A 26,956-nucleotide genomic window follows, 5' to 3' on the forward strand; every position below is an offset into this window, starting at 1 on the left:
CCCAAGGAAAACTTCGTGAATTATTTTGCAGAATTTAATAACAAAATTGTACTGGTCACTGGTGCAGCGCAAGGCATTGGCAAGGCGGTGGTGGACGCGATATTACCGCTGGGCGCGCGAGTGGTAGCTGCCGATATTCAATTTACCGGCAATCTAGTATCGGCAAATGATTCACCCGAAAAAATAGCAGAGAATTATTTTCCCGTGCATTTGGATGTTACCAATGTCAATGCGGTTAACGAATTGGTTGCACAAATAGAACAGCAACTCGGCGAGATTGATTACCTAGCCAGTATTGCCGGTGTTTTGCAAATGAATTCTCTGTTGGAAACCAGCGACCAACAATGGCAACAGTGTTTTGCCGTAAACACCACCGGCGCATTTAATTTGTGTCGCGCCGTTGCAAGGAATATGCAGATGCGCCAGCGCGGTGCCATAGTCGCGGTGAGCTCCAATGCGGCCAGTACACCGCGCGCCAATATGGGAGCTTACGCGGCCTCCAAGGCGGCCTTATCGCAAATGATTAAATGTTTAGGCCTGGAATTAGCACAGCACAATATTCGCTGCAATCTGGTTTCACCCGGCTCCACCGATACGCAAATGCAACGCCAATTATGGCGCGACGAAACCGGCGCAGCACAGGTGATTAAAGGCTCGCTGGAAAATTATCGCCTGGGCATTCCCCTGCAAAAAATCGCCACACCCCAAACCATAGCGCACAGCATTTTATTTTTACTCTCCGATCAAGCAGCTCATATCACCTTGGAAAATATCTTGGTGGATGGTGGTGCGACCCTTGGTTTGTAGCACGCGCGTTTAACAGGAAGTAATTGATAGTAGCTGCTGATTAACAAACTCTATTTTTATCGATAATTTTTAACGAGGCTTATCATGGCAAAAGAACTCCCTATTATTAACACAAGATTAAATCTCGAAAAATCCTTGGCACTCTCCGCCAAAAGCCAACAACTGGTGGCCGGTTTTACCCAGTCAATGATGAAAAAACCCGAGCAATTTGCCCCTGGCCACTTCCCGGTTTATATCGAACAGGGTGAAGGTGCATTGGTTACCGATATCGACGGCAACCAATATATCGATTTTATTTGCGGCCTGGCGGCCAACACCTTAGGGCACAATCACCCGGTGGTGGTGAAAGCAATTACGGAAAATTTGACCAAAGGATTAATTCACTCACTGCCAACGCCAGTAGAAGTGCGCACCGCAGAAACCCTGACACAAATGATTCCCGGCGCGGAAATGGTCCGCTTTTTTAAAACCGGTGCAGATGCCAACTCCGCGGCCGTGCGTCTCGCGCGTTTTATTACCGGTAAAGAGCAGATCGTCACCGTGGGTTACAACGGCTGGCACGACCAATATCAATTTGATACACCCGGTGTGCCCAAATCCATTCAACAACTTACCCATCGTATGCCGTTATTTACGCCGGCAGATGAACAACCCATTCTGGATTTAATTGCATCGCACAACACTGTATTGGCAGCAGTGGTTTTATCAGTACCTTACAACCGCACTCTAACTGCGGAATTTATGGAAAAAATTCGCGCCGCTTGCACAGCCAATAATGTGTTGCTGGTAATGGATGAAGTGGTAACCGGCTTTCGTTTGGCATTGGGCGGAGCACAGGAATTTTTTGGCGTAGCGGCCGATCTGGTTTCGCTCTCTAAAGGCATTGCTGCAGGCATGCCGTTATCGGCTGTGGCAGGTCCGGCGAAATACATGGCGGAAATGGAAAAGCTGCAGGTATCCACCACCTTTGGCGGTGAAATGCTGTCGCTGGAAGTGTGCGATGCAGTATTAAAAGAATACCAACGTAGCGATTACATTGAAAAAATTGCCGCACTGGGGCTGCGTTTAAAAAATGGCGCAAACCAAATCTCCGCCAATCTGGGCACGCCTTTACAAGTGGTAGGCTATGATCCAATCCCCATGTTTTTGTTTGCCAACAATCCGCAGGAGCACGCCAAAATTGCCGAAAAATTTCTCGCACAAATGGCCAGGCGCGGTGTGTTGTTGCGTCGCGAGGTCAATTTTATTTGCGCGGTTCACACCGAAGCACAAATTGATTTCACCATCAATGCGGTAAAAGAGTCATTGCTCGCCATGCAAACGGATGGCGTATTTACATCATTAGCAACCCCGGCATAACAGGAGTAGTGACATGACATGCTCCTGTTTTTTTCATCAAGGTATCAACCCGCTGGCAAGTTTTTTGGATCAAACACTGACAAAACCACCGAGTTCGGCGCTAGCAACCGCGCACACCGACCAAGCAACCCACACCAACATTAGCATTGACGATTTAACCAAACCGCAACAGCGCCGCCATTCAAACGAGCGCTATTTAATTAAAGGCGGTTTTATATATACCGCCGATGCAAACAACCGCGTCATCCCCAATGGCTGGGTGTTAGTGGGCGATGGAAAAATTCTAGCGCTAGGCGACCAGCAAACTGAACCGCCGATTTATGACCGCTGGATCAATGCCGAGGGAAAATTAGTAGTGCCGGGTTTTGTAAATCCGCACTGGCATGAAAGTTTTGTCGCTCCCAACGTTGAGCAACCCGATGATTCCAATTTGGAACCAACACCCTATTCGCGCGGTGGCAATATTGAAGCACTAGGCAGCATGTTTGGTTTTATTGCCGGAGTGGGAAAACGTTTAACACCGGGTGAAGCCGTCGCGATTGCTCGCTGGAGCATGTGGACGCAATTGCGTGCAGGTACTACCGCACTGGGCGATCTGGGCTCCGCCAATACCGCCGATGCACTGGCGCAAGCCGCGTTGGATTTAGGCATGCGCATTCGCGTGAGCCGCTGGGGCGCCGATATTATGATTCCCGCCAATTCACCCGAATTTAAAAAAATTGCCGACACACAAGAACAAACCAATGATTGGCTCGCGCTAATGGAAACCTGGAATGATCACGCATCGGGTTTAATTGGCGGCATGCCATCCGTCATGGGTGCATTCGGCAGTTCCGATGAACAATTAATTGCGCTGCGCGATATCGCCCATCAATTTCAATCGCCCTATGCCACTCATCTAGCTCCGCTGCGCAATGAACGCGAAGCGGTGATGCGCGTCTTTGGCCGCAGCCCCATCGAACGTTTCGATCACTTGGGGTTATTAACAGATCGCTTGCTAGCCGTACACACGGCTTACGCCAGTGAAACGGAATATCAGCGGTTAATTGCAACCGGCGTGAATATTTGTCACTCGCCCGCGCACTACGGCATGCTCGGTGAAGCAACCAATAGTGAAACCAAACAGATCGCACGTTTTTTACAAGATGGCGTACCAGTTTCATCCAGCACAGATGGCGACATTAGTTTTATTGGCGGCATGCCCGAAGCGCTGCGCGCGGCACATTTACATCACAATGAAGCCACTAACGATAACACCACCTGCCCACCCACTTTAGCGCTGCGCACCGGCACCATACACGGAGCCAAAGCCTTGGGCTGGCGCGATAAAATTGGCTCTATCGAATCGGGCAAACAAGCTGATTTAGTATTGATCAATATTGATGACTGGCGTTATCAACTTGGCAATCACCCACTGCGCACATTTTTAGTGACCGGTAGCAGCGCCGATGTGGACACAGTTATAGTTGCTGGAAAAATTCTACTGCAACAAGGGCGCAGCACAGAGTTTAATGAGCGCGAATTATTAAACGATTATCGCAAGGCCGTAGCCTCGGCGCGCCAACGTATTCGCCCGGGCAGTTAGCGGTTCATTAACAGCTGATTTGCAACAAACTTTTAATCATCCAATCAATATGAAAAAGGGAGCCGAAGCTCCCTAAGTCACGCATAAAAACCAATAATTAAAACAATTTACCCAAGTTGATTAATTGGGTTTCGCCGCTGTGATCATTTACGCCGTCGTTATCGGTCACTATGTACACATCGCCATTTGCTATCAGCGCGGTGCCTTCTACTTTTTCGAGCAGAGTTCCGGTCGTTGCAGCTAATATGGGTTTGATATCTTTAATCAGGGTTTTAGTGAGTGTTTGACCTTCAGTCACTGCTTGCAGATTTATTTTGTACAAGCGTTTAATGGCTGCATCCGGGCCGCCGCGATTGTCGCGTTCAAGCACCATAAACTCGCCGTTGCCAATGGCAGTAATCTCCGACAGGCCTACCCAACCACCGGCGTATTGCGAACTGTAAGCATCCAACGGATAGTAGGCAAACTTCCAGGTTTTGCTGGCGAGATCATAAATGCCAATGCGCGGATTGGCTTCACCTTTCCACGCGCGCTGGAAGGCAACGTACAAACTGTTGTTGTACTCTGCAATCCCTTCAAAGCCGTTGTTGGTTTGCAACTCATTCACGGCAGGCGGTAGACCAATCACTTGTTCAATTACGCCAAACACACTGACTTTAAAAATCAAGTTGCTGGATTTTGCATCAGCCGCTGCACCTGAGCCTTCAGACGCAACCCAGAAACCGCCATCGGCAGCTTTCGCCAAACCTTCGGGGTCGATATTTACGGATTTGTCGGCATTAATCATCGCCGCTAATTCAGCGCTGGAGAAACTGGCCAAATGCGCATCCACACCGGAATTGGCAAATACATTATTGCTATCCATAATTTTAGTTTCGCTCACAATCACCGCGGGTGTTGTACTGACATCTAACGTGAAGATACGGTTCTGGCCATAAAAACTATCTTCAACGGAATACAGCGTGGTCGGACTGTACGGATCTGCCGACAAAGCCGATAACGCACCCCAAGGAATTGGGCTGCCGTTAACACGATTAGCGGATTGCACTTTTGGATATTGCGGCGCTTGCAAGTTGTAAGAATAAATATTTAAACCGGCGCGAATGGCCAGGTTGCGCAAATCGCTTTCGGATGCAACCACCAACAAGTTGCGCGAAGGAATTGCCAAGCCTCCTTCAGGTGCGGCACTGGCTGGCAATATTTGTTTTAAAACAGGCATTTTAGGGTCGGCAAGATCATATACAAAGACCAAACTCGAGCGTTCGGAATTGACAAATAAATAACGATTATTGCCAAACACGCCCATTTCGATATTTTCGGGTTCATTGCCTTTGGCATCGGAGCGGCGATCTTGATAGTGCCCCAAACGAATTGCCCAATCATCTAACTCGGTGCCTGAATCCCACACCACCTCACCCATTTTATTAAACACGGTAAAGCCGCGGGTGCCGCCATTCAAATCCCCTTCATTTGCGGTGGCAAAATAATCATTATTAATCCAACTCACACCGTCTGGTTCACGCAAGCGCGCGCTTTGCACTTCGTCAGGTTTAATCACTGCTGGACGATTATCGGTAAGATCGACATTCACCAAATCCACACTGCCCGCACTGAAATGGCGAACGATTGCGCCAGTAACCATATTCACTAATACGATGTGATTATTTTCTTGCAGCGTAACCACGGCGATGTTGTCGGAATTAATGTCCACATATTCCGGCTCTGGGTCAGCAGAATAGAGTGTGGCGATGCCAGTGACATCCACATTGCGGGTAGTCCACGCGCTCGGCGTTGCCGCGCTCATATCGACAATGACCAATTTACCGGCTGGTAACTGTGGCGGTGCGCCGTCACCAAGATCTTCATCGCGTTCATTTTCAATCGCTACCAGCGCATATTTTCCATCCGGACTTACCGCAATAGAATCTGGTTGGCCGCCAAGATCAATACTGTGCACCAGTGCTTTAGTAGCGATATTAACCACCGCTAATTTGCCCGATACATTCACATAATTAGCAGAGGTATTTACCGCAACCAATGCGTTAGCACCTTTTACAGCTACCGATGTTGGCTCACCGCCCATTGCTAAAACACCAATCGCTTTAGGCATTTTCGGGTTAGCAATATCAACGAAACCAATTTGTTTTTTAGGGCTATCGGTATACACCAATGTCATGCCATCGGTACTGGCAGCAACAATCTCCGCCACCGTTTCTTCATCGGTATTACAGGTAGCGTTAATTTGCATACAGGTTTGGAAAGTAGCGATGCGATTAAAATTCATCGCCGTATTAAGCGTGTTTTTATCGCACTGATAAGTGGTTTGCGTGACTTCAGCAGCTTGCAAAATATTGTCGCTATTTGAATCCAAGCCAGATTCAATTTTCAGGCCGCCGTTAAAACACTGCATGTCACCTGCGGCTAAAACTGTTTGGTTAATCAGGCTTTTTAAACCATTAGCGCCATCTGCCCCCTTGCTGCCATTTGCACCGTTGGTTCCATTGGTGCCATTTTTACCATCATCGCCACCACAACCGGTCATTAAAATAGGCAGCGATGCAACTACCAGTAAGGAGAGTAATTTTTGCGGAAAATTCATGGGCTGTTCCTTAAAAAGGTTGATTAAGAAGACAATGAGTCCGCAAGCATGGGAATGTTTTATGACCCAGGCGTGTCAGTTAGATGAAGCTTTAATGACAAAAAGCCAGGGAATTTCACCATGAACGCCTCTGAATTCATGGCCTGCGCCCACAAACCAGCGTAAAATGCCCGCCACGCAACGATCCACCACCTTTGCCGGAGTCACCGGCCAGGAACCTCTTATGATTCGCATTACCGAACTCCAACTACCGTTGGATCACCCAGCTGAAGCCCTTCGTGTTGCCATCGTTAAACGGTTAAAAATCAGCGATACCGATTTGCTCGATTTCACCGTATTTAAACGCAGTTACGATGCGCGCAAAAAAAACAGCGAAATCATGTTTGTTTACATCATCGATTTGCAGGTGAAAAACGAAGCAAAAATTCTCACCCGGTTTGCCGATGATAAAAATATTCGCCCCGCGCCCGATACTAATTACTATCCCGTTGCGGAAGCACCGGCAAATTTAAACGAGCGCCCGTTAGTTATTGGTTTCGGCCCTTGCGGTTTATTTGCTGCACTCACACTCGCGCAAATGGGTTTTAAGCCGATTGTGTTGGAGCGAGGAAAAGATGTTCGCCGCCGCACCAAAGACACCTGGGCACTCTGGCGCAACAAAGTATTAACACCGGAATCCAACGTCCAATTTGGTGAAGGTGGTGCAGGTTTATTTTCCGATGGAAAACTCTACAGCCAAATTAAAGATCCCAAATTTTATGGCCGTAAAGTAATGCACGAATTTGTGCGCGCTGGTGCACCAGAAGAAATTATGTACGTGAGCAAACCGCACATAGGCACCTTCCGTTTAACCGGTGTAGTGGCCGCGATGCGTGAAGAAATTAAAAGCCTCGGCGGTGAAGTGCGCTTTGAAAGTAAAGTCACTGATTTTATTATCGAGCATGGCCGCATCGAAGGTGTCACACTTGCCGATGGTGAAACTCTACGCAGCCGCTATGTGGTGCTCGCGCTCGGCCACAGCTCGCGCGATACCTTTCGCAAATTGCATGAGCGCGGTGTGCATGTTGAAGCAAAACCGTTTGCAGTGGGCTTTCGCATCGAACATCCGCAATCGCTGATCGACAACGCTCGTCTGGGCAAATACGCAGGCCACCCGGAACTCGGCGCGGCGGATTACAAAGTCGTTTATCACGCAAAAAATGGTCGCGCGGTTTACAGTTTTTGTATGTGCCCCGGCGGAACTGTTGTTGCGGCCACATCGGAACCCAATCGTGTGGTCACCAATGGCATGAGCCAATATTCACGCAATGAGCGCAATGCCAATGCAGGCATTGTGGTGGGTATTAACCCGGAACAAGATTTCCCCGGCGGCCCACTTGCCGGTGTTGAACTGCAAGAAAAATTGGAATCCCATGCGTTTGAATTGGGCGGAAAAGATTACTGCGCACCCGGCCAGCTGGTAGGTGATTTTATTCGCGGCAAAGCCTCCACTCAATTCGGCGAAGTAGAACCCTCTTATAAACCCGGCGTATTACTGGGCGATTTAGCATCTTCCCTGCCGGATTACGTGATCGAAGCGATTCGCGAAGCACTGCCGGAATTCGGCAAACAAATTCGCGGCTTTGATCGTAAAGATGCCATCCTCACCGGGATTGAAACACGCACTTCATCACCGGTGCGCATTACTCGCGAACATGAATCCTTACAGAGTTTAAATACTCGCGGGCTTTATCCTGCCGGTGAAGGCGCTGGTTATGCAGGAGGAATTCTCTCTGCCGGTGTCGATGGCATTAAAGTCGCAGAAGCCGTCGCCAAAGCCATGCTCGCTGATTTACAAGGCCACTAAAATGCAATTAAAAATCGACGAGCTAAAAAAACTTCACCAAAAAAAATACCGCAGTGAATTCGGTTATTTTTTGGTGGAAGGCGAGCACCTGATTCTGGAATTGGAAAAAGCTGCCGAACAAAATGCGGCGCTGCAAGGTTGCGAACTGTTTGTCACTGAAAATTATCAGAACTTTGCCAGCCGGTTTAAAAAAAATCTGATCAGCGAAAAAAATATGGCGCAGCTGTCAGACACCAAAACTCCGCAGGGAATTATTGCGGTAGCGCCACTCTTATCGTCCACAAAGGCTAGCAGCCAAAACGAGCGCGCTATTTATTTGCATGAAGTACAAGACCCAGGCAATTTAGGCACCATCCTGCGCAGCCTCGCCTGGTTTGGCAATTTCCGCTGCCTGCTCAGCCCCGGCTCAGTCGACCCCTTCAACCCTAAAGTTGTCCGCTCCAGTATGGGCGCTATTTTTCACGTGCCGATTGAGTTGGATGTTCCGCTCGAATCGATCGCATCGCGCTTTAAATCTATCGCCACCTTGGATATGAATGGCAAAACACTGAGCGACCGCAGCTTCAAGCAACAGGACTGTTATGTATTTGGCAACGAAGCGCGCGGCGTACCACGTGAAAATTTGCAAACCATGAACGCACAACCTTTTACTATTTCCGGTTGCGGCGCAATTGAATCGCTGAATTTGGCATCGGCGGTGAATATGTGTGTGTATGAGTTGATGCGCTAATGAAATTTCATGCTCTCATCTTATTAACCCTGCTGTGCGCGCAAACGGCACAGGCAAACTGGTTAGATAAAGTCGGCACTATTATTGATACCGCTTTTGCGTCCAACCCAACAGAAACCAAAGCTGAATTAATTGCCACCAATGCCGCTGAGCATAAATTACCGACTCACTGGCGTAGCTATTGGTTAAATGAACCCGAGTTTGGCGCACGTATTTTTTTAGCTGACACAGGAAAAATATCCGCACCGGTACTGTTATTAGTTCACGGTTTGGGGCAAAACGGCCTGCGCGATTGGTTACCTATAGTGCCCGAGCTGGAAAAACATTATCGCGTAATCATGATCGACCTGCCCGGCTTTGCCAATTCACCCAGCCCCAAAGCAAAATTATCGCCCACCCATTACGCCGACTTATTGCACTTTGTTAAACCCTATTTCAGCCACAAGCCCATTACTGTTATCGGCCACTCAATGGGTGGCGCCGTCACACTGCGTTATGCGCAGCGCTACCCTGATGACATTAATCAAATTGCGCTTATCGATGCCGCAGGAATTTTACAGCGCACCGCTTTTGTAAAACACAGCGCTACTGATCGCATTCCCGTCAATTCTGATGCTGTACCCAATGCATTACTAACCTATGCAATTGGCCTGCAGGATTTTAGCAATAACTTGATTGAAAAAATGCTCCGGCTGCCAGACCCAACTTCCGTACTGGGCAAAAGCGAACTGGCATGGGGCACAACGCTACAAGGCTATCCCAATATCAACGCAGCACTAAGTTTGGCGGAGGAAAATTTTTCCTCTGCCATATTTGAACAAACCAAACCGGTGTTTATTTTATGGGGCAGTAAAGATTTAGTCGCGCCGCCCCGCACCGGGCAACTACTTGCCGCTAACCTAACCAGCAGCAACTTAACTATTATTGAAAACGCGGGTCATGTACCCATGGCAAGCCATCCGCAAGAAGTGTCGCGCTGGTTACTGGCGAACTTAAACACACTACCTAATTCCATCCTGAAACCCGACACCCAAAATACAAGCACAAAACAAAACTACACTTGCGATCATTCAACTGGCGACACACTACGCGGACACTACGCCCGCATCACACTAACAGAATGTACCGGTGTGCTTTTGGATGGCGTTGTGGCCGATGATTTAATCGTCAACGACTCGGTTATTGAAGTGCAACACTCACATTTTATGGCGGAGCAAATATCGCTGACGATTAACAAATCGGTGGTAATGATGACGGGAGGTACAATTAACGGCTTGGTAAAACTCAATCAGGCACGCGTTGATTTTGCAGGTATCAATCTAATCAAAGCAACGCCATTCAAGATAAGCACCAGATCACGTTTGGTGCTCTCCGTTAGCCGCGCCAGTAATAGCCGCTATTTACATAGCGATCTGCAATTGGAAAACACGGTTTACTAAGATCTGGCGCCGCTATAGAACACGGCGTCAGTTATCTGACTTATAATCGATCTATTTCTTAAGAGGAATCGCCGCCATCAAACCACGAGATAACAAACCGGGAAACACGCTGTGGTGGTTTTCTCCTTTTATAATCTCAACCCGCAAATCCAGTCCGGAATAATTACGCGAGCGCAAGATTTTTTCAAAAGCCAATACATCATCAGCCATTTGTTTGTTATTCAAGCTACTATCATTTTGATCAGCATAAATCATTGCATGAGTTTTTAGTGATTTATGATTTTTGGCGTAATGCTTTTCCATCTCAAAAATCACTTTGTTGTCGTACCACAATGAAGGACTGCCAATAATATAGTGATCAAATATCTCTGGCCTATTGACCAAAATATAGCAACCCAACAAGCCACTGAATGAATGTCCGACGAAAATTTTATTATGAGCATCGATACGATAAGAATTTTTCAATAACGGAATAACCTGGTCAGCAAGAAAAGCAGTGTACTCTTTCGCGTGACCAGAGGCTTTACGTGCTGCTGATGAATGACCATTAGACTCATCAGGGGAATAGGTTGGAGTATAATCCCGCGTACGACTGATCGTGCGATCATCACCCTTTGAATAAGAAACACCTACAACAATAGCCTCTTTCACTACATTCCCACCCATTAGCGCCATAGCACCATTGGTAATCGGAAAGCCCCAACTAGTGTCATTAACGATAATAAGTGGGTAAGCCGCTTTAGTGTCCGCGTAAGACTTGGGCAGCTGAATATAAAGCTCATATTCTTTATTGTTGCTATTCGCATGAATACTTTTTGTTTCATAGGCAGGATAACCAAAAGGCGGTATTTCGCCAGCATAGACACGAGTTGCAAAACTATTTGCCCCTAAAATGCAGGACAACAAAAACACCTTCTTGAATGACATTTAATTTCCTTAATGATCGGTGATTAGCAATTATTGATTGGTTATTTCGATTTATTGACTATAGATCAACAAGCACGCCCGCTTTCGCAAAGGCCTGATCGAGATACTGTTCATTTTCTGATGGATGACGCAATTCAGACTCAGGAACACCTTTGCTATTGGCGATAGCAGCAACTCGACCCTGCTTATGAAATACAGTATTGGGAAAGTTACGGGCGATAGGATCCTCATAGGCTTTTTGAGGAGCAATAATCTTCCAACCTTTAGCGCGCAAATGCGCAATAAGATCACCGACAAACAATGCTGCCGCATCATTTTCGTGTAAAAGCATTACATGCCGAGGTGAACGACCGAGAGTTTTTTTAGCGATTGCGTCATAAAACTCGATGGATTCATACAGCGTATCCACATAAAATTGTCGCGCCTTATCATAATCAATTGCCTTTTTCTCTTCAGCTGCTTTGCTAAACAGCGCACTTATATACCAGTCAAAATTATCAATAGTGACATAGCCATCTTTGTAGCCGAGTTCGTTGATTGATTGCTGCAACGAAGTGATTGCCGCCACATCTTTGCCATAATGCAGATAGGGGAAACGGTGATAGGGTAAAAAGTGTGGGAGTGGCTTTAATAGTAAGTGGGCTTTGTAAACATCAGCCGGATAATCCAATACACCTAACTCGCTTGCCGATTGGTGGCTAAAGCTATGATTGGCCAAATGAAATCCGGCTGCGGCATATTGTTCCAATCGTTTTTTCGTATTGGCATTAATGTAATCCGCTTTCACAAAAAATAATGCGTCTGGTACCTTTGCAAAAACCAGTGCATCAATCAGCCGTTTGGTGCGCTCCTGCCCTGTCATTAACGCAGAATCGGGCGTCGGGGCATCATCAAAAGTAAAGGAGATTTCACGCGCACTAATAAGGGGGGTAACCAGCATAAACAATATTGGCATCAGATAGTGCAAGAGATTTTTCATGGCAGTTCCATTTTTATCAGTTTTATCCAGAGCTATGCGTTTGTTGTTAAAGCAAACAGTCGCCTTATACAGGCATAGCTTTTACAGACCGCGCCAATATCCGATAGTTCAAATACGTGAAATTATACAGTTTATTAATCCATACAGCGTACAATAGCCGCACACACGCAGCAGCGCAGTCTTGACGTATACGAGCTTCGTATCACCCTCTCACCCAAAGGCTTATATGGCAACGCTACGTGTTCGCTACCAAACCATTGAGTTTGGCACTACTGATATTCACGTGCGCAGTCTGCGCGACAATCAAGAATTTTCTGACGATAAAGGCGAAGCAGAGGCTTTAGGTATTTCGTCTGCTTCGTGGCCGCTGTTTGGTATTGTATGGCCATCAGGAGAGGTGCTTGCACAATTGATGGTGGATTATGCGGTGGGCGAAAAACGTATTTTAGAAGTAGGTTGCGGCATAGCCTTAGCGAGTTTGGTATTGAACCATCGCCAAGCGAATATTACTGCGACAGATTATCACCCGGAAGTGGAAGGTTTTTTAATTGAAAACGCCACACTTAATCGAGACAAAATCATCCCGTTTATGCGCACCGGCTGGAATGACCCACTCAGTGGATTGGGTTTGTTCGATATTATTATCGGCAGTGATTTATTGTATGAAAGCGAACATGTGGGATTGCTATCGGAATTTATCAACCAACATGCCGCACCGCAGTGCGATATTATTTTGGTCGATCCAGGCCGTGGCCATCACGCCAAATTCAGTAAAAAAATGATTGCCCTAGGTTATAGCCACAGCCAACAAAAACCTGATATTGCCATAAAAACCAGCAAAATATTTACCGGCCAGATTCTCACTTACAGCCGCTAACATAAGCAAAGAATTAGGCCAATTTTTCTTGGGCGCAGTGAAAACTATTTTTTATCTCACCGCCATCCACCGAGTGTAAGTGCACATCAAAACCCCAAAGGCGATGCAGATGTTTTAACACTTCCGGTGTTGAATCGCCCAACGGGCGGCGGTTGTGCATAAAGTGATGCAGAGTTAACGATCTGTCACCGCGCACTTCAACGTTGTACACCTGAATATTCGGTTCGCGATTACCCAAGTTATACTGGCCCGCCAAAGTCTCTCGCAGCCGTTTAAAGCCGGTTTCATTGTGAATAGCATCGACATTAATTTTATCTTGCTGATCGTCATCAACAATGCTGAACAATTTTAAATCGCGCATGACTTTGGGCGATAAAAACTGCAGAATAAAACTTTCATCTTTAAAGTTTTTCATCGCAAATTGCAGGGTTTCTTTCCAATCTGAACCGGCAATTTCTGGAAACCAGTGACGGTCTTCCGCTGTGGGGTTTTCACACATCCGGCGAATATCAGACATCATTGAAAATCCCAGCGTATAAGGATTAATACCGCTGAAATAAGGGCTGTCGTAAGCCGGTTGCGCCACCACACTGGTGTGTGACTGTAAAAACTCCAGCATAAACCCATCGTTTACATAGCCACGCGCATGCAACTCATTTAACAAGGTGTAATGCCAAAAAGTCGCCCAGCCTTCGTTCATTACTTGGGTTTGACGCTGCGGATAAAAATACTGGGCAATTTTACGCACAATACGAATCACTTCGCGCTGCCAAGACTCTAGCAAGGGCGCGTTCTTTTCCAAAAAATACAAAATATTTTCTTGCGGTTCAGAGGGGAAATGGGGCGCATTATCTTGCGGCCCACTTGATGCTGACTTAGGGATAGTGCGCCACAGATCGTTTACATGTTTTTGCAAATACTCTTCGCGCTCACTTTGACGACGCTCCTCTTCATGCGCAGAAATTGGATAGGGGCGCTTGTAGCGATCCACACCATAATTCATTAACGCATGGCAAGAATCTAAAATATCTTCTACTGCAGCTATGCCGTGTCGCTCTTCACATTTACTGATATAGTTTTTAGCAAAAACCAAATAATCAATAATTGAACTGGCATCAGTCCAGGTGCGGAATAAATAATTGCCTTTAAAAAAAGAATTGTGCCCATAACAGGCGTGTGCGATCACCAATGCCTGCATGGTCATGGTGTTCTCTTCCATTAAATACGCAATACAGGGGTTGGAGTTAATCACAATTTCATAGGCCAAACCCATTTGCCCGCGCTTATAGGAATGTTCCGTGCTGAGCAATTGTTTACCATAGGACCAATGGCTGTAGCCAATCGGCATACCCACCGATGAATAGGCGTCCATCATCTGCTCTGAACTAATCACTTCAATTTGATTGGGGTAAGTATCCAAACCAAATTCTTTGGCCAACTCGCCGAGAATTTGGTCGCACTCCCGGATCAAATCAAAATTCCACTCGGATGTCACAAACAAGGGCTTATTCATGCAACCTTCTTATGAAAAAGTTCACGGAACACAGGGTAGATATCACCCACTTCGCGGATATGCTGCAGCGCAAAACATTCCGGATACTCATCGCGAATCGATTCGTAAGTAGCCCAGAGCGCTTGGTGCTCATTGTTGGTAATTTCAATATAGGAAAAATATTGGCAATTAGGCAGCAGATCATCGACCAATATATCGCGGCACACATCGGAGTCTTCACCCCAGTTGTCGCCATCGGATGCCTGAGCACCGTAAATATTCCACACTTCCGGTGAGTAGCGATCCTGAATGATTTCCTGCATCAGTTTTAGCGCACTGGACACAACCGTTCCACCCGTTTCGCGCGAGTGAAAAAATTCATTTTCATCCACTTCTTTAGCGCTGGTGTGATGACGAATAAATACGATTTCTGTTTTTTCATAATTTCGCTGCAAAAATAAATACAACAAAATAAAAAATCGTTTGGCGATATCTTTGGTGGCCTGATCCATAGAGCCAGACACATCCATAATACAAAACATCACCGCCTTGGAACGTGGAATCGGCTGCTTGATATGCAAGTTGTATTTAAGGTCAAAGGTATCTAACCAAGGAATGCGCCCAATCGCTTTTTCCAATTTGGCAATTGCTTCTATTACAGCGTCCAAGCGCGCTTTATTGCGCAGCTCTTCCGGCACTGCATTCAAAGCCAGTAACTCTTCTTGCAGCTCAGCCAATTGGCGCCGTTTGCCCGACGCCAACGCAATGCGGCGCATATTGGCGGAGCGCAGTGAGCGCACAATATTAATGCGCCCCGGTTGCCCCTCATTGGCGATACCAGCGCGCACTGTTTTAAACTCTTCCAAGCCTGAGAGTTGCCGCTTAATCAGATTGGGCAACTCCAAGCCATCAAACATAAAATCTAAAAACTCTTCCTGCGATAGGGTAAATGAAAAATCATCCATTCCCTCACCGGAATCACTCGCTTTACCCCCACTACCCTGCCCACTGCCACCTTCCGGCCGCGCGATTTTATCGCCTTCCGAAAAGTGTTTATTGCCAGGCAGCACGCGCTCGTTGTAGCCGCCTTGGCCATGATAAATAACAGGCTCACTGATATCCCGCGCGGGAATACTGACTTTACCGCCCTTATCAATATCGGTAATTGACCTTTCACTGACCGCATCAGAAACGGCCTTTTGGATTTGTTGACGATAGCGCCGCAAAAAGCGTTGGCGATTTACGGCGCTTTTGTTTTTAGCATTGAGACGTCGATCAATAATGTAGCTCATAACCCAACCTTAACATGATGAAGGTAAAACACTTTCAGGTTATCCAGTTAAATTATTGCGACTTTCTTACCCGCAAATACCACTCAGACAATAGCCGCACTTGTTTTTCCGTATAGCCACGCTCCACCATGCGCTGTACAAAATCGTGATGCTTTTTCTTGTCTTGCACAGAGGCTTTGGCATTGAAGGAAATAACCGGCAGCAGATCTTCGGTATTGGAGAACATTTTTTTCTCGATCACAATGCGTAGTTTTTCATAGCTGCGCCAATCCGGATTTTTCCCCGCATTGTTTGCTTTGGCACGCAATACAAAATTGACAATTTCGTTGCGGAAATCTTTAGGATTGCTGATGCCCGCCGGTTTTTCGATTTTCTCCAGCTCATCGTTAAGTGATGAACGGTTGAGAATTTCACCGGTTTCAGGGTCGCGATACTCTTGATCCTGAATCCAGAAGTCGGCATAGGTCACATAGCGATCGAAAATATTTTGCCCGTATTCGGCATAGGATTCCAAATAAGCGGTTTGGATTTCCTTGCCGATGAAATCGACATACTTGGGTGAAATGAATTCTTTTAAGGCATTCAAATACTTTTCTTGCACTTCTTTGGGGAATTGCTCCTGCTCGATTTGCTGCTCCAGCACGTACATTAAATGCACCGGGTTAGCCGCAATTTCGGTGGGATCAAAATTAAACACCTTGGATAAAATCTTAAAGGCAAAACGGGTAGACAAGCCATTCATACCTTCATCTACACCGGCCGCGTCGCGGTACTCTTGCAAAGATTTTGCGCGCGGATCTGTATCTTTTAAATTTTCACCATCGTAAACGCGCATTTTAGAAAAAATATTGGAGTTCTCCGGTTCTTTAATGCGCGACAGCACCGAAAACTGTGCCAGCATGCGTAGAGTATCCGGCGCGCAGGGCGCCTTGGAGAGCGACGAGTTTTGCAGCAGCTTCTCGTAAATTTTCATCTCCTCAGTCACACGCAAACAATAAGGCACTTTGACTATATAAACACGGTCGATAAAGGCTTCATTGTTTTTGTTGTTACGGAAATTTTGCCATTCAGATTCATTGGAATGCGCAAGGATAACGCCATCGAATGGAATAGCACCCAGCCCTTCTGTACTGTTGAAGTTGCCCTCTTGGGTTGCGGTTAACAGTGGATGCAAAACTTTAATGGGAGCCTTAAACATCTCCACAAATTCCATCAAACCTTGGTTAGCGCGGCACAAGCCGCCACTAAAACTGTAGGCATCCGGGTCATTTTGCGGGAACTCTTCCAACTGGCGAATATCGACTTTGCCAACCAGCGAGGAAATATCCTGATTGTTTTCATCACCCGGCTCGGTTTTAGTGATCGCAATTTGGTTAAGAATAGACGGGTAAACTTTAACTACTTTGAACTGGGTAATATCCCCGTGAAATTCGTGCAGACGTTTGGCCGCCCAAGGTGACATGATCGTTTTAATATAACGACGAGGAATGCCGTAATCTTCCTCCAGGATTTTTCCGTCTTCATCGGGATTAAATAAGCCTAAGGGCGATTCAAAAACAGGTGATCCTTTAATGCAATAGATAGGCATTTTTTCCATTAAGGATTTCAACATTTCCGCCAGTGATGATTTACCACCACCCACTGGGCCGAGCAGATACAGAATTTGCTTCTTCTCCTCCAGCCCTTGTGCTGCATGCTTGAAAAATGACACTATCTGCTGGATGCACTCTTCCATGCCATAAAATTCATTAAAGACTTTATAGCGCTTCATAATTTTGTTGGAAAAAATTCGGCTTAGGCGTGCATCTTGCGATGTATCAATCATTTCCGGCTCACCAATCGCCATGAGCATACGCTCAGCGGCGGAGGCATAAACGCTGGGATCTTTTTTACAGAGTTCGAGATACTCCTGAATCGTCAATTCTTCCTGCTGGGTAGTTTCAAAACGCTCGCGGTAATGGCTGAAAATACTCATAATCTACCTCGGGTTAGCGACTAAAGCGGCAAACAACAGACTGGTAAAACAGTAAACGATTTTCACTGCAACAAGCTATAAGAAATTCTCCATCAACTCATGCTTCTAAGCATAGCCCTAAAATTCTCAAGCATTAAAGGGAATAACAAATTATTGACTGATTTCTCGCTACACTTTTACACTCAAAAAACGCGCCAAGTAATTCAAGCTTATAGAAGCGACCGTATGAAGCCCGCTATAACAAACTCGATAAATTCTATTTTTATACGTATAAATTATTGATCTGGACTCTATGATTTCAATCCCTTGGTTAAACCCTGACAGCTATGATTTTCCCGATCCAGCCAATGCGCTGGATGACCCAGAAGGGTTATTGGCCGTAGGGGGAGATTTATCGCCAGAGCGAATTCTGGCCGCTTATCATCGCGGAATATTCCCCTGGTTTAATAAAGGCGACCCCATTTTGTGGTGGAGCCCCAGCCCGCGCACCGTGATATTTCCTGATCAACTTCATATTTCCAAAAGCCTGCGCAAAACCCTGCGCCAAGGCATATATCGCGTGACCTTTGACCAGTGTTTTGGCGCAGTGATGCGCTGCTGCGCTGCGCCTCGCTCTTACGCTGACGAAACCTGGATCAGTGAAGACATAATTGCCGGTTACTCTGCACTGCATGAACACGGCTTTGCGCACTCGGTTGAGGTGTGGCGTGACGATGAACTGGTGGGCGGGCTTTACGGTATAGCACTGGGGAAAATATTTTTTGGTGAGTCCATGTTCAGCCGCGCAGACAATACATCTAAAGTCGGCTTTGCCCATTTGGTGCGGCAGCTACGCGAATGGGAGTTTCAGCTGATCGATTGCCAAGTAGCAAACGATCATTTATTTAGTTTGGGAGCTGTTGAAATCCCCCGTGAAGAATTCCAGCAAATGCTGATAGACTTTACCGATAGGCCCAGTGCGAATATGTTGTCTTGGTCAACATTGACTGTCGCTGCTTGGGAATAATCGGATTTACGCGAGGCAACCATGTCTGACCTCTCTACCCTCAAGCTTTTCGCAACCCAACCTCATCCCTGCAGCTATCTTGATGGCCAGGAGGCAACTACTGTTTTTGTCGATCCAGAAGCCAAAATGGATCCAACACTCTATACCCAGTTGTCGCAACTGGGCTTTCGGCGCAGCGGCGCACACCTGTATCGCCCACAGTGCCTGCGCTGCCAAGCTTGCGTGTCCTGCCGAATCCCTGTCAATCTGTTTAAACCTAATCGCACCCAACGCCGCTGTTTGCAGCGTAATCGCGACTTATCGCTGCATGTTGCCCACAGTATCAACACACTCGAACACTACAACCTTTACTCACGCTATATCGAAAGCCGGCATCAAGATGGCGACATGTACCCCCCATCTGAAGATCAGTACAAGGCATTTCTCACTAGCGAGTGGGGGATCACCCAATTTATTGAATTTCGTCTCGACGGGCGCTTGATAGGGGTATCGGTCTGCGACCAGCTAGGTGATGGACTTTCGGCGGTATATACCTTTTATGATGCCGCCGAGGAAAGCCGTAGCCTAGGTAGATTCGCCATACTCGCTCAAATTGAAAAAGCGCGAAACCTGGGGCTTGATTACTTGTATCTGGGTTATTGGATTAAAGAATGTGAAAAAATGAACTATAAAATTCAGTATCGCCCATTGGAGTTACTGGTGAACCGTCGCTGGATGCGACTCAACTGAATAGACCACCCTCAACTTGCACAGATTTGCAGCAAATCAAAGGGATAAATTGCAGCAAACCTCGCTTTTCCTCCCTTTCCCCTTGGCGCCGCTGGTTAATTAAGGCACAATTCACGCCTATTTTTTTACCCCCATCCTACCGCCCCGCGCGCTGGATCAGACTTGTTGAAAACCTGAGGAAACTGCCGCATGGCAAAAGACGATTGCATTGAATTTGATGGCGAAGTGGTTGATACCCTGCCCAACACCACCTTCCGCGTAAAACTGGAGAATGGACATGTGGTCATTGCCCACATTTCCGGCAAGATGCGTAAAAACTACATCCGCATTTTGACAGGCGATAAGGTTAAGGTTGAGATGACTCCCTACGACCTGAGCAAAGGTCGCATCACCTATCGCGCACGTTAATCGCATCAGTTAACGTTTTGCATAAAAACAAAAAGCCGCACATGTGCGGCTTTTTGTTTTTGGAGTAATTTTTAAATCATCACAATGCAGTTTTTAAGCAGGCTGCGCATGTTTGGGTTTGGCTTTTACATCAATAATCAGTTTATCCTCAGCCGGATCCACATCTACGTCTACTGTTCCCCCGCCATGAGAAAGCGATCCAAACAGGATTTCTTCAGCCAGTGGTTTTTTCAGTTTATCCTGAATTAACCGCGCCATCGGACGCGCCCCCATTTTCACGTCGTACCCATGGATGGCGAGCCACTCGCGCGCCTCATCGCTAATTTCCAAGGTAACGTGTTTATCATCCAATTGGGTTTGCAACTCCATCAGGAATTTATCAACCACAGTTTTGATGGTGCTGAGTGTCAGCGACGCGAATTGGACAATGGCATCCAAACGATTGCGGAACTCCGGGGTAAACATTTTTTTAATCGCTTCCATACCATCAGTAGTGTGATCTTGATGAGTAAAACCGATAGACGCACGACTCATCACTTCCGCACCTGCGTTGGTGGTCATAATCAAGATCACATTGCGGAAATCTGCTTTGCGACCATTGTTATCCGTCAAGCTACCGTGATCCATTACTTGCAGCAGCAAGTTGAATACCTCAGGATGCGCCTTTTCAATCTCATCCAATAACAATACACAATGTGGTTGCTTGGTGATGGCATCAGTTAACAAGCCGCCCTGATCAAAACCCACATAGCCCGGTGGAGCGCCAATCAAACGAGATACGGTATGACGCTCCATGTACTCAGACATATCAAAGCGAATTAACTCCATGCCCATGCAAGACGCAAGCTGGCGACAAACTTCGGTTTTACCAACACCAGTCGGGCCCGCAAATAAGAAAGAGCCAATCGGTTTTTCTGTCGAGCCCAGACCAGCGCGCGATAATTTGATCGCAGTGGCCAATGTATCGATTGCTTCATCTTGACCAAATACGGTCATTTTCAAATTCTGATCCAGTTTACGCAATTGCTCTTTATCAGAAGACGACACACTTTTTGGCGGAATTCGTGCGATTTTTGCGACCACATTTTCCACATCGGTAACACCAATGGTTTTTTTGCGCTTACTGGCCGTCAGTAATTGCTGGTAAGCGCCCGCCTCATCAATCACATCAATTGCTTTATCGGGCAAGAAGCGATCATTGATATAGCGTTCAGCCAATTCAGCCGCTGCACGCAATGCAGCATCGGTATAACGCAAATTGTGATGTTTCTCAAAACGACTTTTGAGTCCTTTTAAGATTTGATAAGTCTCCTCCACGGTCGGCTCATTGACATCAACTTTTTGGAAACGACGTGAGAGCGCGCGGTCCTTATCAAAAATACCGCGATACTCTTGATAGGTCGTTGAGCCCATGCAACGAATCTCGCCAGATGACAACAATGGCTTTAACAGATTAGATGCATCCATCACACCACCAGACGCTGCACCGGCACCAATAATGGTGTGGATCTCATCGATAAACAATATAGAGTTTTTTTGCTTCTTTAATTCGCTTAGCAAACTTTTGAAACGTTTTTCAAAGTCACCGCGATACTTGGTGCCAGCCAACAGCGCCCCCATATCCAACGAATAAACCACGCTATCCGCCAAAATTTCAGGCACATCGCCATCCACAATACGTTTGGCCAGACCTTCTGCGATCGCCGTTTTACCAACGCCAGATTCACCCACTAACAGCGGATTATTTTTACGGCGGCGGGACAAAATTTGGCAGACACGCTCTACCTCAAACTCGCGCCCAACCAATGGATCAATACGCCCTTGCATCGCCGCTTCATTCAGATTTGCGGCAAAATTTTCTAATGGACTTTGTGAAGAAGATTCACTCGTTGCTGCATCCTCATCCTGATTTTCTTGCGCAGAATGATGATCATGGCTGTGATCAGTATGACCAGACACTTTATGAATGCCGTGGGTGATGTAATTCACCACATCGATTCGAGCAATACTTTGCTGTTTTAGATAATAAACCGCCTGACTTTCCTGTTCGCTAAAAATAGCGACCAGAACATTAGCGCCAGTGACTTCTTGTTTACCGGAGGATTGCACATGGAACACCGCGCGCTGCAATACACGCTGGAATCCCAGTGTTGGCTGGGTCTCACGCTCGGAATCATTTTCAGGAATAAGTGGGGTTGTTGAATCGACAAACTCGATCAACTCTTTACGCAGCCCTATTAAATCAGCACCACAAGCGCGCAATACATTTGCAGCAGAATCATTGTCGATGAGCGCCAACAATAAATGCTCTACCGTCATAAATTCATGGCGCTTGGAACGCGCACCTTTGAAAGCAAGATTTAAAGTTACTTCAAGATCTTTACTTAACATCGCGCTTATCCTCATCTAACCAACAAATTTAAAATCTACTCTTACTGCTCCGCCTTATCTAAACCGCCGCTAACTGAACCGAATCTGAATGCTTTAGCAAAGCTATTCATTCTCCATCGTCAACCGCTTCGATTTCGCACAGCAGCGGATGCTGATTCTCTCTTGCATATTGATTCACTTGCGCCGCTTTTGTTTCAGCTATATCACGAGTATAGATGCCACAAACCGCTTTGCCTTGTACATGTACCGTTAACATGATTTGGGTAGCTTTTTCGCGCGACATGGAAAAAAACACTTCCAGTATTTCCACCACAAAATCCATCGGTGTGTAGTCGTCATTCAACAACATCACCTTGTACATAGGTGGCCGCTTTAGCTTTGGCTTGGACGTTAAAACGGCAAGGCCACCATCTGAGTCATCGGCAAACTTGTCGTCGTCTTTAGCTAAGGTTAGTTGAAGGTTTTGGAGATTGCCCATAGAGATTCAATACAAATTAAAAATGATTAGTCGTTCGAAAGTATTGTAACTCATCGGCATAACAAGCCCTAATACAGTCTAATACGGATAAATGCTTGACTTTGGGTCAATTGTTGGATAAAAAAAGAACACAGCTGCACACAAATGCGGCACATAGTTCAAATAAAAGCACCAAAACTCAAATAACGACGCTCATTGTTACAAAACTGATATCTCGTCCAACCCCAAGCAAGTGCTGTACTTGGGACAATAATAACGACAGTGATGTTTTTCAAGGGCATCACTTGGGCAGAAGGACTCCAATCATGCCAACAGGCACAGTTAAATGGTTCAATAATGCAAAAGGTTACGGCTTTATCCTTGCGGATGAAGGAGGTGAAGATCTATTTGCACACTATTCCGCCATCACAATGGAGGGCTATAAAACCCTCAAGGCTGGCCAACAGGTAACATTTGATGTTACCAAGGGCGATAAGGGGCTACATGCGGTGAATATCGCTGCCCCCGCCAATGAAGGTAATGTGGAACACAGCAGCCGAAAGAGCGCAGTTCCAGCCTAGGTTTGGCACAAAAAGCCCCCAATAAAAAAGCCCCTCGTATTGCTACGAGGGGCTTTTAGTGCTTTCGGTACCTGGAAGCCTTAGCTCAAGCTTGCCAATACTGCATTAAAGGTGGCGCTTGGGCGCAGGGCAGCAGAGGCTTTGGCAACATCCGGGCGATAATAACCACCCAAATCAACCGGCTTGCCTGCTGCCGCCTTCAATTCAGCCACAATGGTGGCTTCACTGTCAGCCAAGGCTTTGGCAACAGGGGCAAACTCTGCTTGCAGTGCGGCATCTTCAGTTTGCGCAGCAAGCGCTTGGGCCCAGTAAAGAGCCAGATAGAAATGGCTGCCACGGTTATCCAATTCACCAGCCGCACGGCCTGGCGATTTGTTTTCATCAAGAAATTTGCCGTTAGCCTGATCCAGAGTCTTGGCAAAAATTTTGGCTTTAACGTTATTAGTAACGCTGCCAAAATGATCTAAAGACTCTGCCAGTGCCAAAAACTCACCCAATGAATCCCAGCGCAGGTGCCCTTCTTCCACGAACTGTTGCACGTGTTTAGGAGCAGAACCACCAGCGCCCGTCTCAAACAAACCACCACCATTCATCAAAGGAACGATCGACAGCATTTTGGCTGAAGTACCCAACTCCATAATGGGGAATAAGTCAGTGAGGTAGTCGCGCAGTACATTACCAGTCACAGAAATAGTGTCTTTGCCTGCACGGATACGGTCGAGCGAGTATTGAATCGCCTCTTCTGGGGTTTTGATATAAATCTCAAGGCCGGATGTATCGTGATCTTTCAAGTAAGTATTTACCTTGGTGATCAGTTGTGCATCGTGAGCACGTTTTGGATCCAACCAGAACACCGCTGGAGTACTGGAAGCACGTGCACGATTAACAGCAAGCTTCACCCAATCCTGGATTGGTGCATCTTTAACTTGGCAAGCGCGGAAGATATCGCCTTGCTCAACTGCTTGTTCGATCAGCACTTTACCAGCCGCATCAACCACGCGCACAACGCCGTCGGTTGGGATTTGGAAGGTTTTGTCGTGTGAACCGTATTCTTCTGCCGCTTGCGCCATCAAACCAACGTTAGGCACGCTGCCCATGGTTTTGGGATCAAATGCGCCGTGCTTTTTGCAGTCGTCGATAACTACTTGATAGATACCGGCGTAGCAGCGATCCGGGATACAGGCTTTGGTATCTTGCAGCTTGCCAGCAGTGTTCCACATTTTGCCTGAGTCGCGGATCATCGCGGGCATAGAGGCGTCAACGATCACATCGCTTGGCACGTGCAGGTTGGTAATGCCCTTGTCAGAATTCACCATCGCCAACTCGGGGCGATCAGCGTACAGCGTTTGAATATCCGCTTCGATTTCAACTTGTTTGTCTGCAGGCAAGGATTTGATTTTGGCGTACAGATCGCCGATACCGTTGTTCAAATCAACTTTTAACTCGCCCAACACAGCTGCGTGCTTTTCCAATACCGGCGCGTAGAACACAGATACAAAGTGACCGAAAATGATCGGGTCAGACACTTTCATCATGGTCGCTTTCAAATGCACAGACAGCAATACACCAGATTTTTTAGCATCGTCAATTTGCGCCGCGATGTAAGTGCGCAGTGCATTTTTGCTCAGTACTGAGGCATCGATAATTTCGCCCGCTAATACTTTAACGGTTTCTTTCAGTACTTTAATGCTGCCATCTTTGCCAACCAATTCGATTTTCAAATTGCCAGCGTCGGCAATCAGTGCCGATTTTTCACTACCGTAGAAATCGCCAGCAGTCATGTGCGCAACATGGGATTTGGAGTCAGCAGCCCAAGCACCCATTTTGTGCGGGTTCTTGCGCGCGTAATTTTTGACTGACAAGGGTGCGCGACGGTCTGAGTTACCTTCACGTAAAACCGGGTTTACTGCAGAACCTTTGATTTTATCGTAACGGGCTTTAGCGTCTTTTTCTGCATCGCTAGCTGGATTCTCAGGGTAATCTGGCAGCTTGTAACCTTGGGATTGTAATTCTTTGATCGCCGCTTTTAATTGTGGAATTGAAGCGCTGATATTGGGCAACTTAATAATGTTTGCTTCGGGCGTAGTCGCCAATTTACCCAACTCAGCCAAATGGTCGCCAATACGTTGTGCGTCGGTCAACAGCTCGGGAAATGCCGCGATGATACGTCCAGAGAGGGAAATATCGCGGGTTTCTATGGCTATGCCGGAAGATTTGGTGAAGGACTGAACGATGGGAAGTAGGGAGTAAGTTGCCAGGGCTGGCGCTTCGTCAGTTTGGGTATAAATAATTTTTGAATCTGTCATTTAAAGATGGCTCCATCAATTCATGCGGCTCGGCCTTGTGAGCTCTACCATTAACGATATGAAAATTTAGAAAAAGAGCCCCGCCACAGGGAACTGCCCCTTGCCAGAGCGGGGCGATTCTACACTCCTAGACGGGTTTATGCATGATTTAGTTGCTATGGCATCCGCATCAATCTCAGCTAGAATCCGCTTTTTCCCTGCATCATCACTTGGTTCTAGCGATATTTATGGCTTCTCTGATTCTTTTTAACAAACCATTTGGCGTACTTTCCCAGTTTACTGATGGCGAAGGTCGCCCGACTTTAAAAGACTATATCAAGGTTCCCCATGTGTACCCTGCCGGGCGTCTGGATCACGATTCAGAGGGCTTGTTGCTACTCACCGATGATGGCGACTTACAACATTACATAAGCCACCCAGCACACAAACAACCCAAAACCTACTGGGTACAAGTTGAAGGGGCGCCGAACAGCTACGCCTTAACCAAATTGCGCCAAGGTGTTGAGCTGAACGATGGCATGACCCAACCGGCGGAAGTACGCCTGATTCCAACTCCCAAGCTCTGGGAACGCGTACCGCCTATTCGCGAACGCGCCAATATTCCTACGCAATGGATGGAGATAATTATTACTGAGGGGCGCAACCGTCAGGTGCGCCGCATGACTGCCGCTGTTGGTCACCCGACCCTGCGCTTGGTGCGCGTAAAGATTGGCAATTGGACCCTGGAGGGAATAGAACAGGGGAAATACAAAACCGAAACGGTGCAACCACCTAAATCAAATACTGGCAGTGCGCGCAATAAAAACAGCCGTTCACAGCACAAGCCTGCAAGCAAAACGGCAAAGATTAATCCAGCGAAAGCCAACCCGGCCGATAGCAATAAAACTGGCGCTGCGAAAAGCAAAAGCACGCAACCCAATGCGCGGCCGACGACAGCGAACAAACCCAGACCGACAACAAAACCCGCTACCAAAACACTGGTGATTCAAAAATCAAAGCCCAAACGAATCATTAATCCTGACTAATTGTTTTACCTGAAAAAATAAGGCGCCCTAGAGCGCCTCAGATCGCTGACAAACCCCACCCTAAAAAGTGGGGTTTTGTTTTTTTAGCCCGCGCTGTGCATAAACCACATTTCTTGAGATTTATTTCCAATCCGCTCATTTTTCCC

Annotated in this window: 22 protein-coding genes; 12 read left to right on the top strand and 10 right to left on the bottom strand. The window is 46.9% G+C overall.

What is annotated here, in order from left to right; all coding sequences use genetic code 11:
* The first annotated feature begins 15 nt into the window (after positions 1-15).
* The 3 genes from AC2CG4_RS10805 to AC2CG4_RS10815 all read left to right on the top strand — a co-directional run bounded on the left by AC2CG4_RS10805 (position 16) and on the right by AC2CG4_RS10815 (position 3,751).
* Positions 16-807: a 2,3-dihydro-2,3-dihydroxybenzoate dehydrogenase gene (locus AC2CG4_RS10805; protein WP_484486266.1), complete on the top strand. Its 792-nt coding sequence runs from the start codon at positions 16-18 to the stop codon at positions 805-807.
* Positions 808-891: 84 nt separating this feature from the next.
* Positions 892-2,166: an aminotransferase class III-fold pyridoxal phosphate-dependent enzyme gene (locus tag AC2CG4_RS10810; RefSeq protein WP_484486267.1), complete on the top strand. Its 1,275-nt coding sequence runs from the start codon at positions 892-894 to the stop codon at positions 2,164-2,166.
* A gap of 13 nt (positions 2,167-2,179) precedes the next feature.
* Complete coding sequence (locus tag AC2CG4_RS10815) at positions 2,180-3,751, top strand: amidohydrolase family protein (protein WP_484486268.1); 1,572 nt, start codon at positions 2,180-2,182, stop codon at positions 3,749-3,751.
* A gap of 97 nt (positions 3,752-3,848) precedes the next feature.
* Here AC2CG4_RS10815 and AC2CG4_RS10820 read toward each other — a convergent pair whose 3' ends face one another.
* Together AC2CG4_RS10820 and AC2CG4_RS10825 are read right to left on the bottom strand one after the other, a co-directional pair.
* Complete coding sequence (locus tag AC2CG4_RS10820) at positions 3,849-6,350, bottom strand: esterase-like activity of phytase family protein (protein ID WP_484486269.1); 2,502 nt, start codon at positions 6,348-6,350, stop codon at positions 3,849-3,851.
* Between the two features lie 75 nt (positions 6,351-6,425).
* Positions 6,426-6,584: a hypothetical protein gene (locus tag AC2CG4_RS10825; protein WP_193747538.1), complete on the bottom strand. Its 159-nt coding sequence runs from the start codon at positions 6,582-6,584 to the stop codon at positions 6,426-6,428.
* Between AC2CG4_RS10825 and AC2CG4_RS10830 the strand changes: the two genes are divergently transcribed.
* Genes AC2CG4_RS10830 through AC2CG4_RS10840 form a run of 3 tightly spaced genes read left to right on the top strand, consistent with a single transcriptional unit; the run spans position 6,574 to position 10,365 of the window.
* Positions 6,574-8,196: an NAD(P)/FAD-dependent oxidoreductase gene (locus tag AC2CG4_RS10830; RefSeq protein ID WP_484486270.1), complete on the top strand. Its 1,623-nt coding sequence runs from the start codon at positions 6,574-6,576 to the stop codon at positions 8,194-8,196. The two genes, AC2CG4_RS10825 and AC2CG4_RS10830, sit on opposite strands and share 11 nt — an antisense overlap.
* A gap of 1 nt (position 8,197) precedes the next feature.
* Positions 8,198-8,926 carry a TrmH family RNA methyltransferase gene (locus AC2CG4_RS10835; protein WP_484486271.1) on the top strand — a complete coding sequence of 243 codons (729 nt, stop codon included), beginning with the start codon at positions 8,198-8,200 and terminating at the stop codon, positions 8,924-8,926.
* Positions 8,926-10,365: an alpha/beta fold hydrolase gene (locus tag AC2CG4_RS10840; RefSeq protein WP_484486272.1), complete on the top strand. Its 1,440-nt coding sequence runs from the start codon at positions 8,926-8,928 to the stop codon at positions 10,363-10,365. Before AC2CG4_RS10835 ends, AC2CG4_RS10840 begins: the two co-directional genes overlap by 1 nt.
* A 51-nt stretch (positions 10,366-10,416) precedes the next feature.
* On the opposite strand, the gene AC2CG4_RS10845 is transcribed toward AC2CG4_RS10840, so the two are convergent.
* On the bottom strand, positions 10,417-11,292 hold the full coding sequence (locus AC2CG4_RS10845; protein WP_484486273.1) for an alpha/beta hydrolase: 876 nt from the start codon (positions 11,290-11,292) through the stop codon (positions 10,417-10,419).
* Between the two features lie 58 nt (positions 11,293-11,350).
* A complete protein-coding gene (locus AC2CG4_RS10850; protein ID WP_484486274.1) occupies positions 11,351-12,271 on the bottom strand; it encodes a polysaccharide deacetylase family protein in 921 nt (306 codons plus the stop codon).
* Between the two features lie 226 nt (positions 12,272-12,497).
* On the opposite strand from AC2CG4_RS10850, the gene AC2CG4_RS10855 reads away from it, so the two are divergent.
* Complete coding sequence (locus tag AC2CG4_RS10855) at positions 12,498-13,148, top strand: class I SAM-dependent methyltransferase (RefSeq protein ID WP_484486275.1); 651 nt, start codon at positions 12,498-12,500, stop codon at positions 13,146-13,148.
* A 13-nt stretch (positions 13,149-13,161) separates the two neighbouring features.
* On the opposite strand, the gene AC2CG4_RS10860 is transcribed toward AC2CG4_RS10855, so the two are convergent.
* From AC2CG4_RS10860 to AC2CG4_RS10870, 3 genes are read right to left on the bottom strand one after another with little or no spacing between them, the layout of a single operon-like run.
* Complete coding sequence (locus AC2CG4_RS10860) at positions 13,162-14,661, bottom strand: SpoVR family protein (RefSeq protein ID WP_484486276.1); 1,500 nt, start codon at positions 14,659-14,661, stop codon at positions 13,162-13,164.
* Positions 14,658-15,932: a YeaH/YhbH family protein gene (locus AC2CG4_RS10865; protein ID WP_484486277.1), complete on the bottom strand. Its 1,275-nt coding sequence runs from the start codon at positions 15,930-15,932 to the stop codon at positions 14,658-14,660. Before AC2CG4_RS10865 ends, AC2CG4_RS10860 begins: the two co-directional genes overlap by 4 nt.
* Before the next feature lie 52 nt (positions 15,933-15,984).
* Positions 15,985-17,907, bottom strand: a complete 1,923-nt coding sequence (locus AC2CG4_RS10870; RefSeq protein WP_062064374.1) for a PrkA family serine protein kinase — start codon at positions 17,905-17,907, stop codon at positions 15,985-15,987.
* A 292-nt stretch (positions 17,908-18,199) separates the two neighbouring features.
* On the opposite strand from AC2CG4_RS10870, the gene aat reads away from it, so the two are divergent.
* From aat to infA, 3 genes are all read left to right on the top strand, one after another.
* Complete coding sequence (gene aat / locus AC2CG4_RS10875) at positions 18,200-18,913, top strand: leucyl/phenylalanyl-tRNA--protein transferase (RefSeq protein WP_484486278.1); 714 nt, start codon at positions 18,200-18,202, stop codon at positions 18,911-18,913.
* A 21-nt stretch (positions 18,914-18,934) separates the two neighbouring features.
* Positions 18,935-19,642, top strand: coding sequence for an arginyltransferase (locus AC2CG4_RS10880; RefSeq protein ID WP_484486279.1), 708 nt, complete (start codon positions 18,935-18,937; stop codon positions 19,640-19,642).
* Between the two features lie 189 nt (positions 19,643-19,831).
* Positions 19,832-20,050 (top strand): translation initiation factor IF-1, encoded by a 219-nt coding sequence (infA, locus tag AC2CG4_RS10885; protein ID WP_062064380.1) that lies wholly within the window; start codon positions 19,832-19,834, stop codon positions 20,048-20,050.
* A gap of 93 nt (positions 20,051-20,143) precedes the next feature.
* Here infA and clpA read toward each other — a convergent pair whose 3' ends face one another.
* Both clpA and clpS read right to left on the bottom strand, forming a co-directional pair.
* Positions 20,144-22,441: an ATP-dependent Clp protease ATP-binding subunit ClpA gene (clpA, locus tag AC2CG4_RS10890; RefSeq protein ID WP_484486280.1), complete on the bottom strand. Its 2,298-nt coding sequence runs from the start codon at positions 22,439-22,441 to the stop codon at positions 20,144-20,146.
* Between the two features lie 106 nt (positions 22,442-22,547).
* Entirely contained in the window at positions 22,548-22,919 is a 372-nt protein-coding gene (gene clpS, locus AC2CG4_RS10895; protein ID WP_062064392.1) for an ATP-dependent Clp protease adapter ClpS, read from the bottom strand.
* A gap of 305 nt (positions 22,920-23,224) precedes the next feature.
* Between clpS and cspD the strand changes: the two genes are divergently transcribed.
* Complete coding sequence (gene cspD, locus AC2CG4_RS10900) at positions 23,225-23,479, top strand: cold shock domain-containing protein CspD (RefSeq protein WP_484486285.1); 255 nt, start codon at positions 23,225-23,227, stop codon at positions 23,477-23,479.
* 80 nt (positions 23,480-23,559) lie between these two features.
* On the opposite strand, the gene AC2CG4_RS10905 is transcribed toward cspD, so the two are convergent.
* Entirely contained in the window at positions 23,560-25,785 is a 2,226-nt protein-coding gene (locus AC2CG4_RS10905) for an NADP-dependent isocitrate dehydrogenase (RefSeq protein WP_484486281.1), read from the bottom strand.
* A 227-nt stretch (positions 25,786-26,012) separates the two neighbouring features.
* On the opposite strand from AC2CG4_RS10905, the gene AC2CG4_RS10910 reads away from it, so the two are divergent.
* On the top strand, positions 26,013-26,810 hold the full coding sequence (locus AC2CG4_RS10910; RefSeq protein ID WP_484486282.1) for a pseudouridine synthase: 798 nt from the start codon (positions 26,013-26,015) through the stop codon (positions 26,808-26,810).
* Positions 26,811-26,956 lie beyond the last annotated feature (146 nt).

This window comes from Cellvibrio sp. ATLC23 (assembly GCF_057196725.1).

Coding starts and splice junctions, on each gene's coding strand:
- AC2CG4_RS10810 (WP_484486267.1), top strand. CDS start 892: ATGGCAAAAGAACTCCCTATTATTAACACAAGATTAAATCTCGAAAAA.
- AC2CG4_RS10815 (WP_484486268.1), top strand. CDS start 2,180: ATGACATGCTCCTGTTTTTTTCATCAAGGTATCAACCCGCTGGCAAGT.
- AC2CG4_RS10820 (WP_484486269.1), bottom strand. CDS start 6,350: ATGAATTTTCCGCAAAAATTACTCTCCTTACTGGTAGTTGCATCGCTG.
- AC2CG4_RS10830 (WP_484486270.1), top strand. CDS start 6,574: ATGATTCGCATTACCGAACTCCAACTACCGTTGGATCACCCAGCTGAA.
- AC2CG4_RS10825 (WP_193747538.1), bottom strand. CDS start 6,584: ATGCGAATCATAAGAGGTTCCTGGCCGGTGACTCCGGCAAAGGTGGTG.
- AC2CG4_RS10835 (WP_484486271.1), top strand. CDS start 8,198: ATGCAATTAAAAATCGACGAGCTAAAAAAACTTCACCAAAAAAAATAC.
- AC2CG4_RS10840 (WP_484486272.1), top strand. CDS start 8,926: ATGAAATTTCATGCTCTCATCTTATTAACCCTGCTGTGCGCGCAAACG.
- AC2CG4_RS10845 (WP_484486273.1), bottom strand. CDS start 11,292: ATGTCATTCAAGAAGGTGTTTTTGTTGTCCTGCATTTTAGGGGCAAAT.
- AC2CG4_RS10850 (WP_484486274.1), bottom strand. CDS start 12,271: ATGAAAAATCTCTTGCACTATCTGATGCCAATATTGTTTATGCTGGTT.
- AC2CG4_RS10855 (WP_484486275.1), top strand. CDS start 12,498: ATGGCAACGCTACGTGTTCGCTACCAAACCATTGAGTTTGGCACTACT.
- AC2CG4_RS10860 (WP_484486276.1), bottom strand. CDS start 14,661: ATGAATAAGCCCTTGTTTGTGACATCCGAGTGGAATTTTGATTTGATC.
- AC2CG4_RS10865 (WP_484486277.1), bottom strand. CDS start 15,932: ATGAGCTACATTATTGATCGACGTCTCAATGCTAAAAACAAAAGCGCC.
- AC2CG4_RS10870 (WP_062064374.1), bottom strand. CDS start 17,907: ATGAGTATTTTCAGCCATTACCGCGAGCGTTTTGAAACTACCCAGCAG.
- aat (WP_484486278.1), top strand. CDS start 18,200: ATGATTTCAATCCCTTGGTTAAACCCTGACAGCTATGATTTTCCCGAT.
- AC2CG4_RS10880 (WP_484486279.1), top strand. CDS start 18,935: ATGTCTGACCTCTCTACCCTCAAGCTTTTCGCAACCCAACCTCATCCC.
- infA (WP_062064380.1), top strand. CDS start 19,832: ATGGCAAAAGACGATTGCATTGAATTTGATGGCGAAGTGGTTGATACC.
- clpA (WP_484486280.1), bottom strand. CDS start 22,441: ATGTTAAGTAAAGATCTTGAAGTAACTTTAAATCTTGCTTTCAAAGGT.
- clpS (WP_062064392.1), bottom strand. CDS start 22,919: ATGGGCAATCTCCAAAACCTTCAACTAACCTTAGCTAAAGACGACGAC.
- cspD (WP_484486285.1), top strand. CDS start 23,225: ATGCCAACAGGCACAGTTAAATGGTTCAATAATGCAAAAGGTTACGGC.
- AC2CG4_RS10905 (WP_484486281.1), bottom strand. CDS start 25,785: ATGACAGATTCAAAAATTATTTATACCCAAACTGACGAAGCGCCAGCC.
- AC2CG4_RS10910 (WP_484486282.1), top strand. CDS start 26,013: ATGGCTTCTCTGATTCTTTTTAACAAACCATTTGGCGTACTTTCCCAG.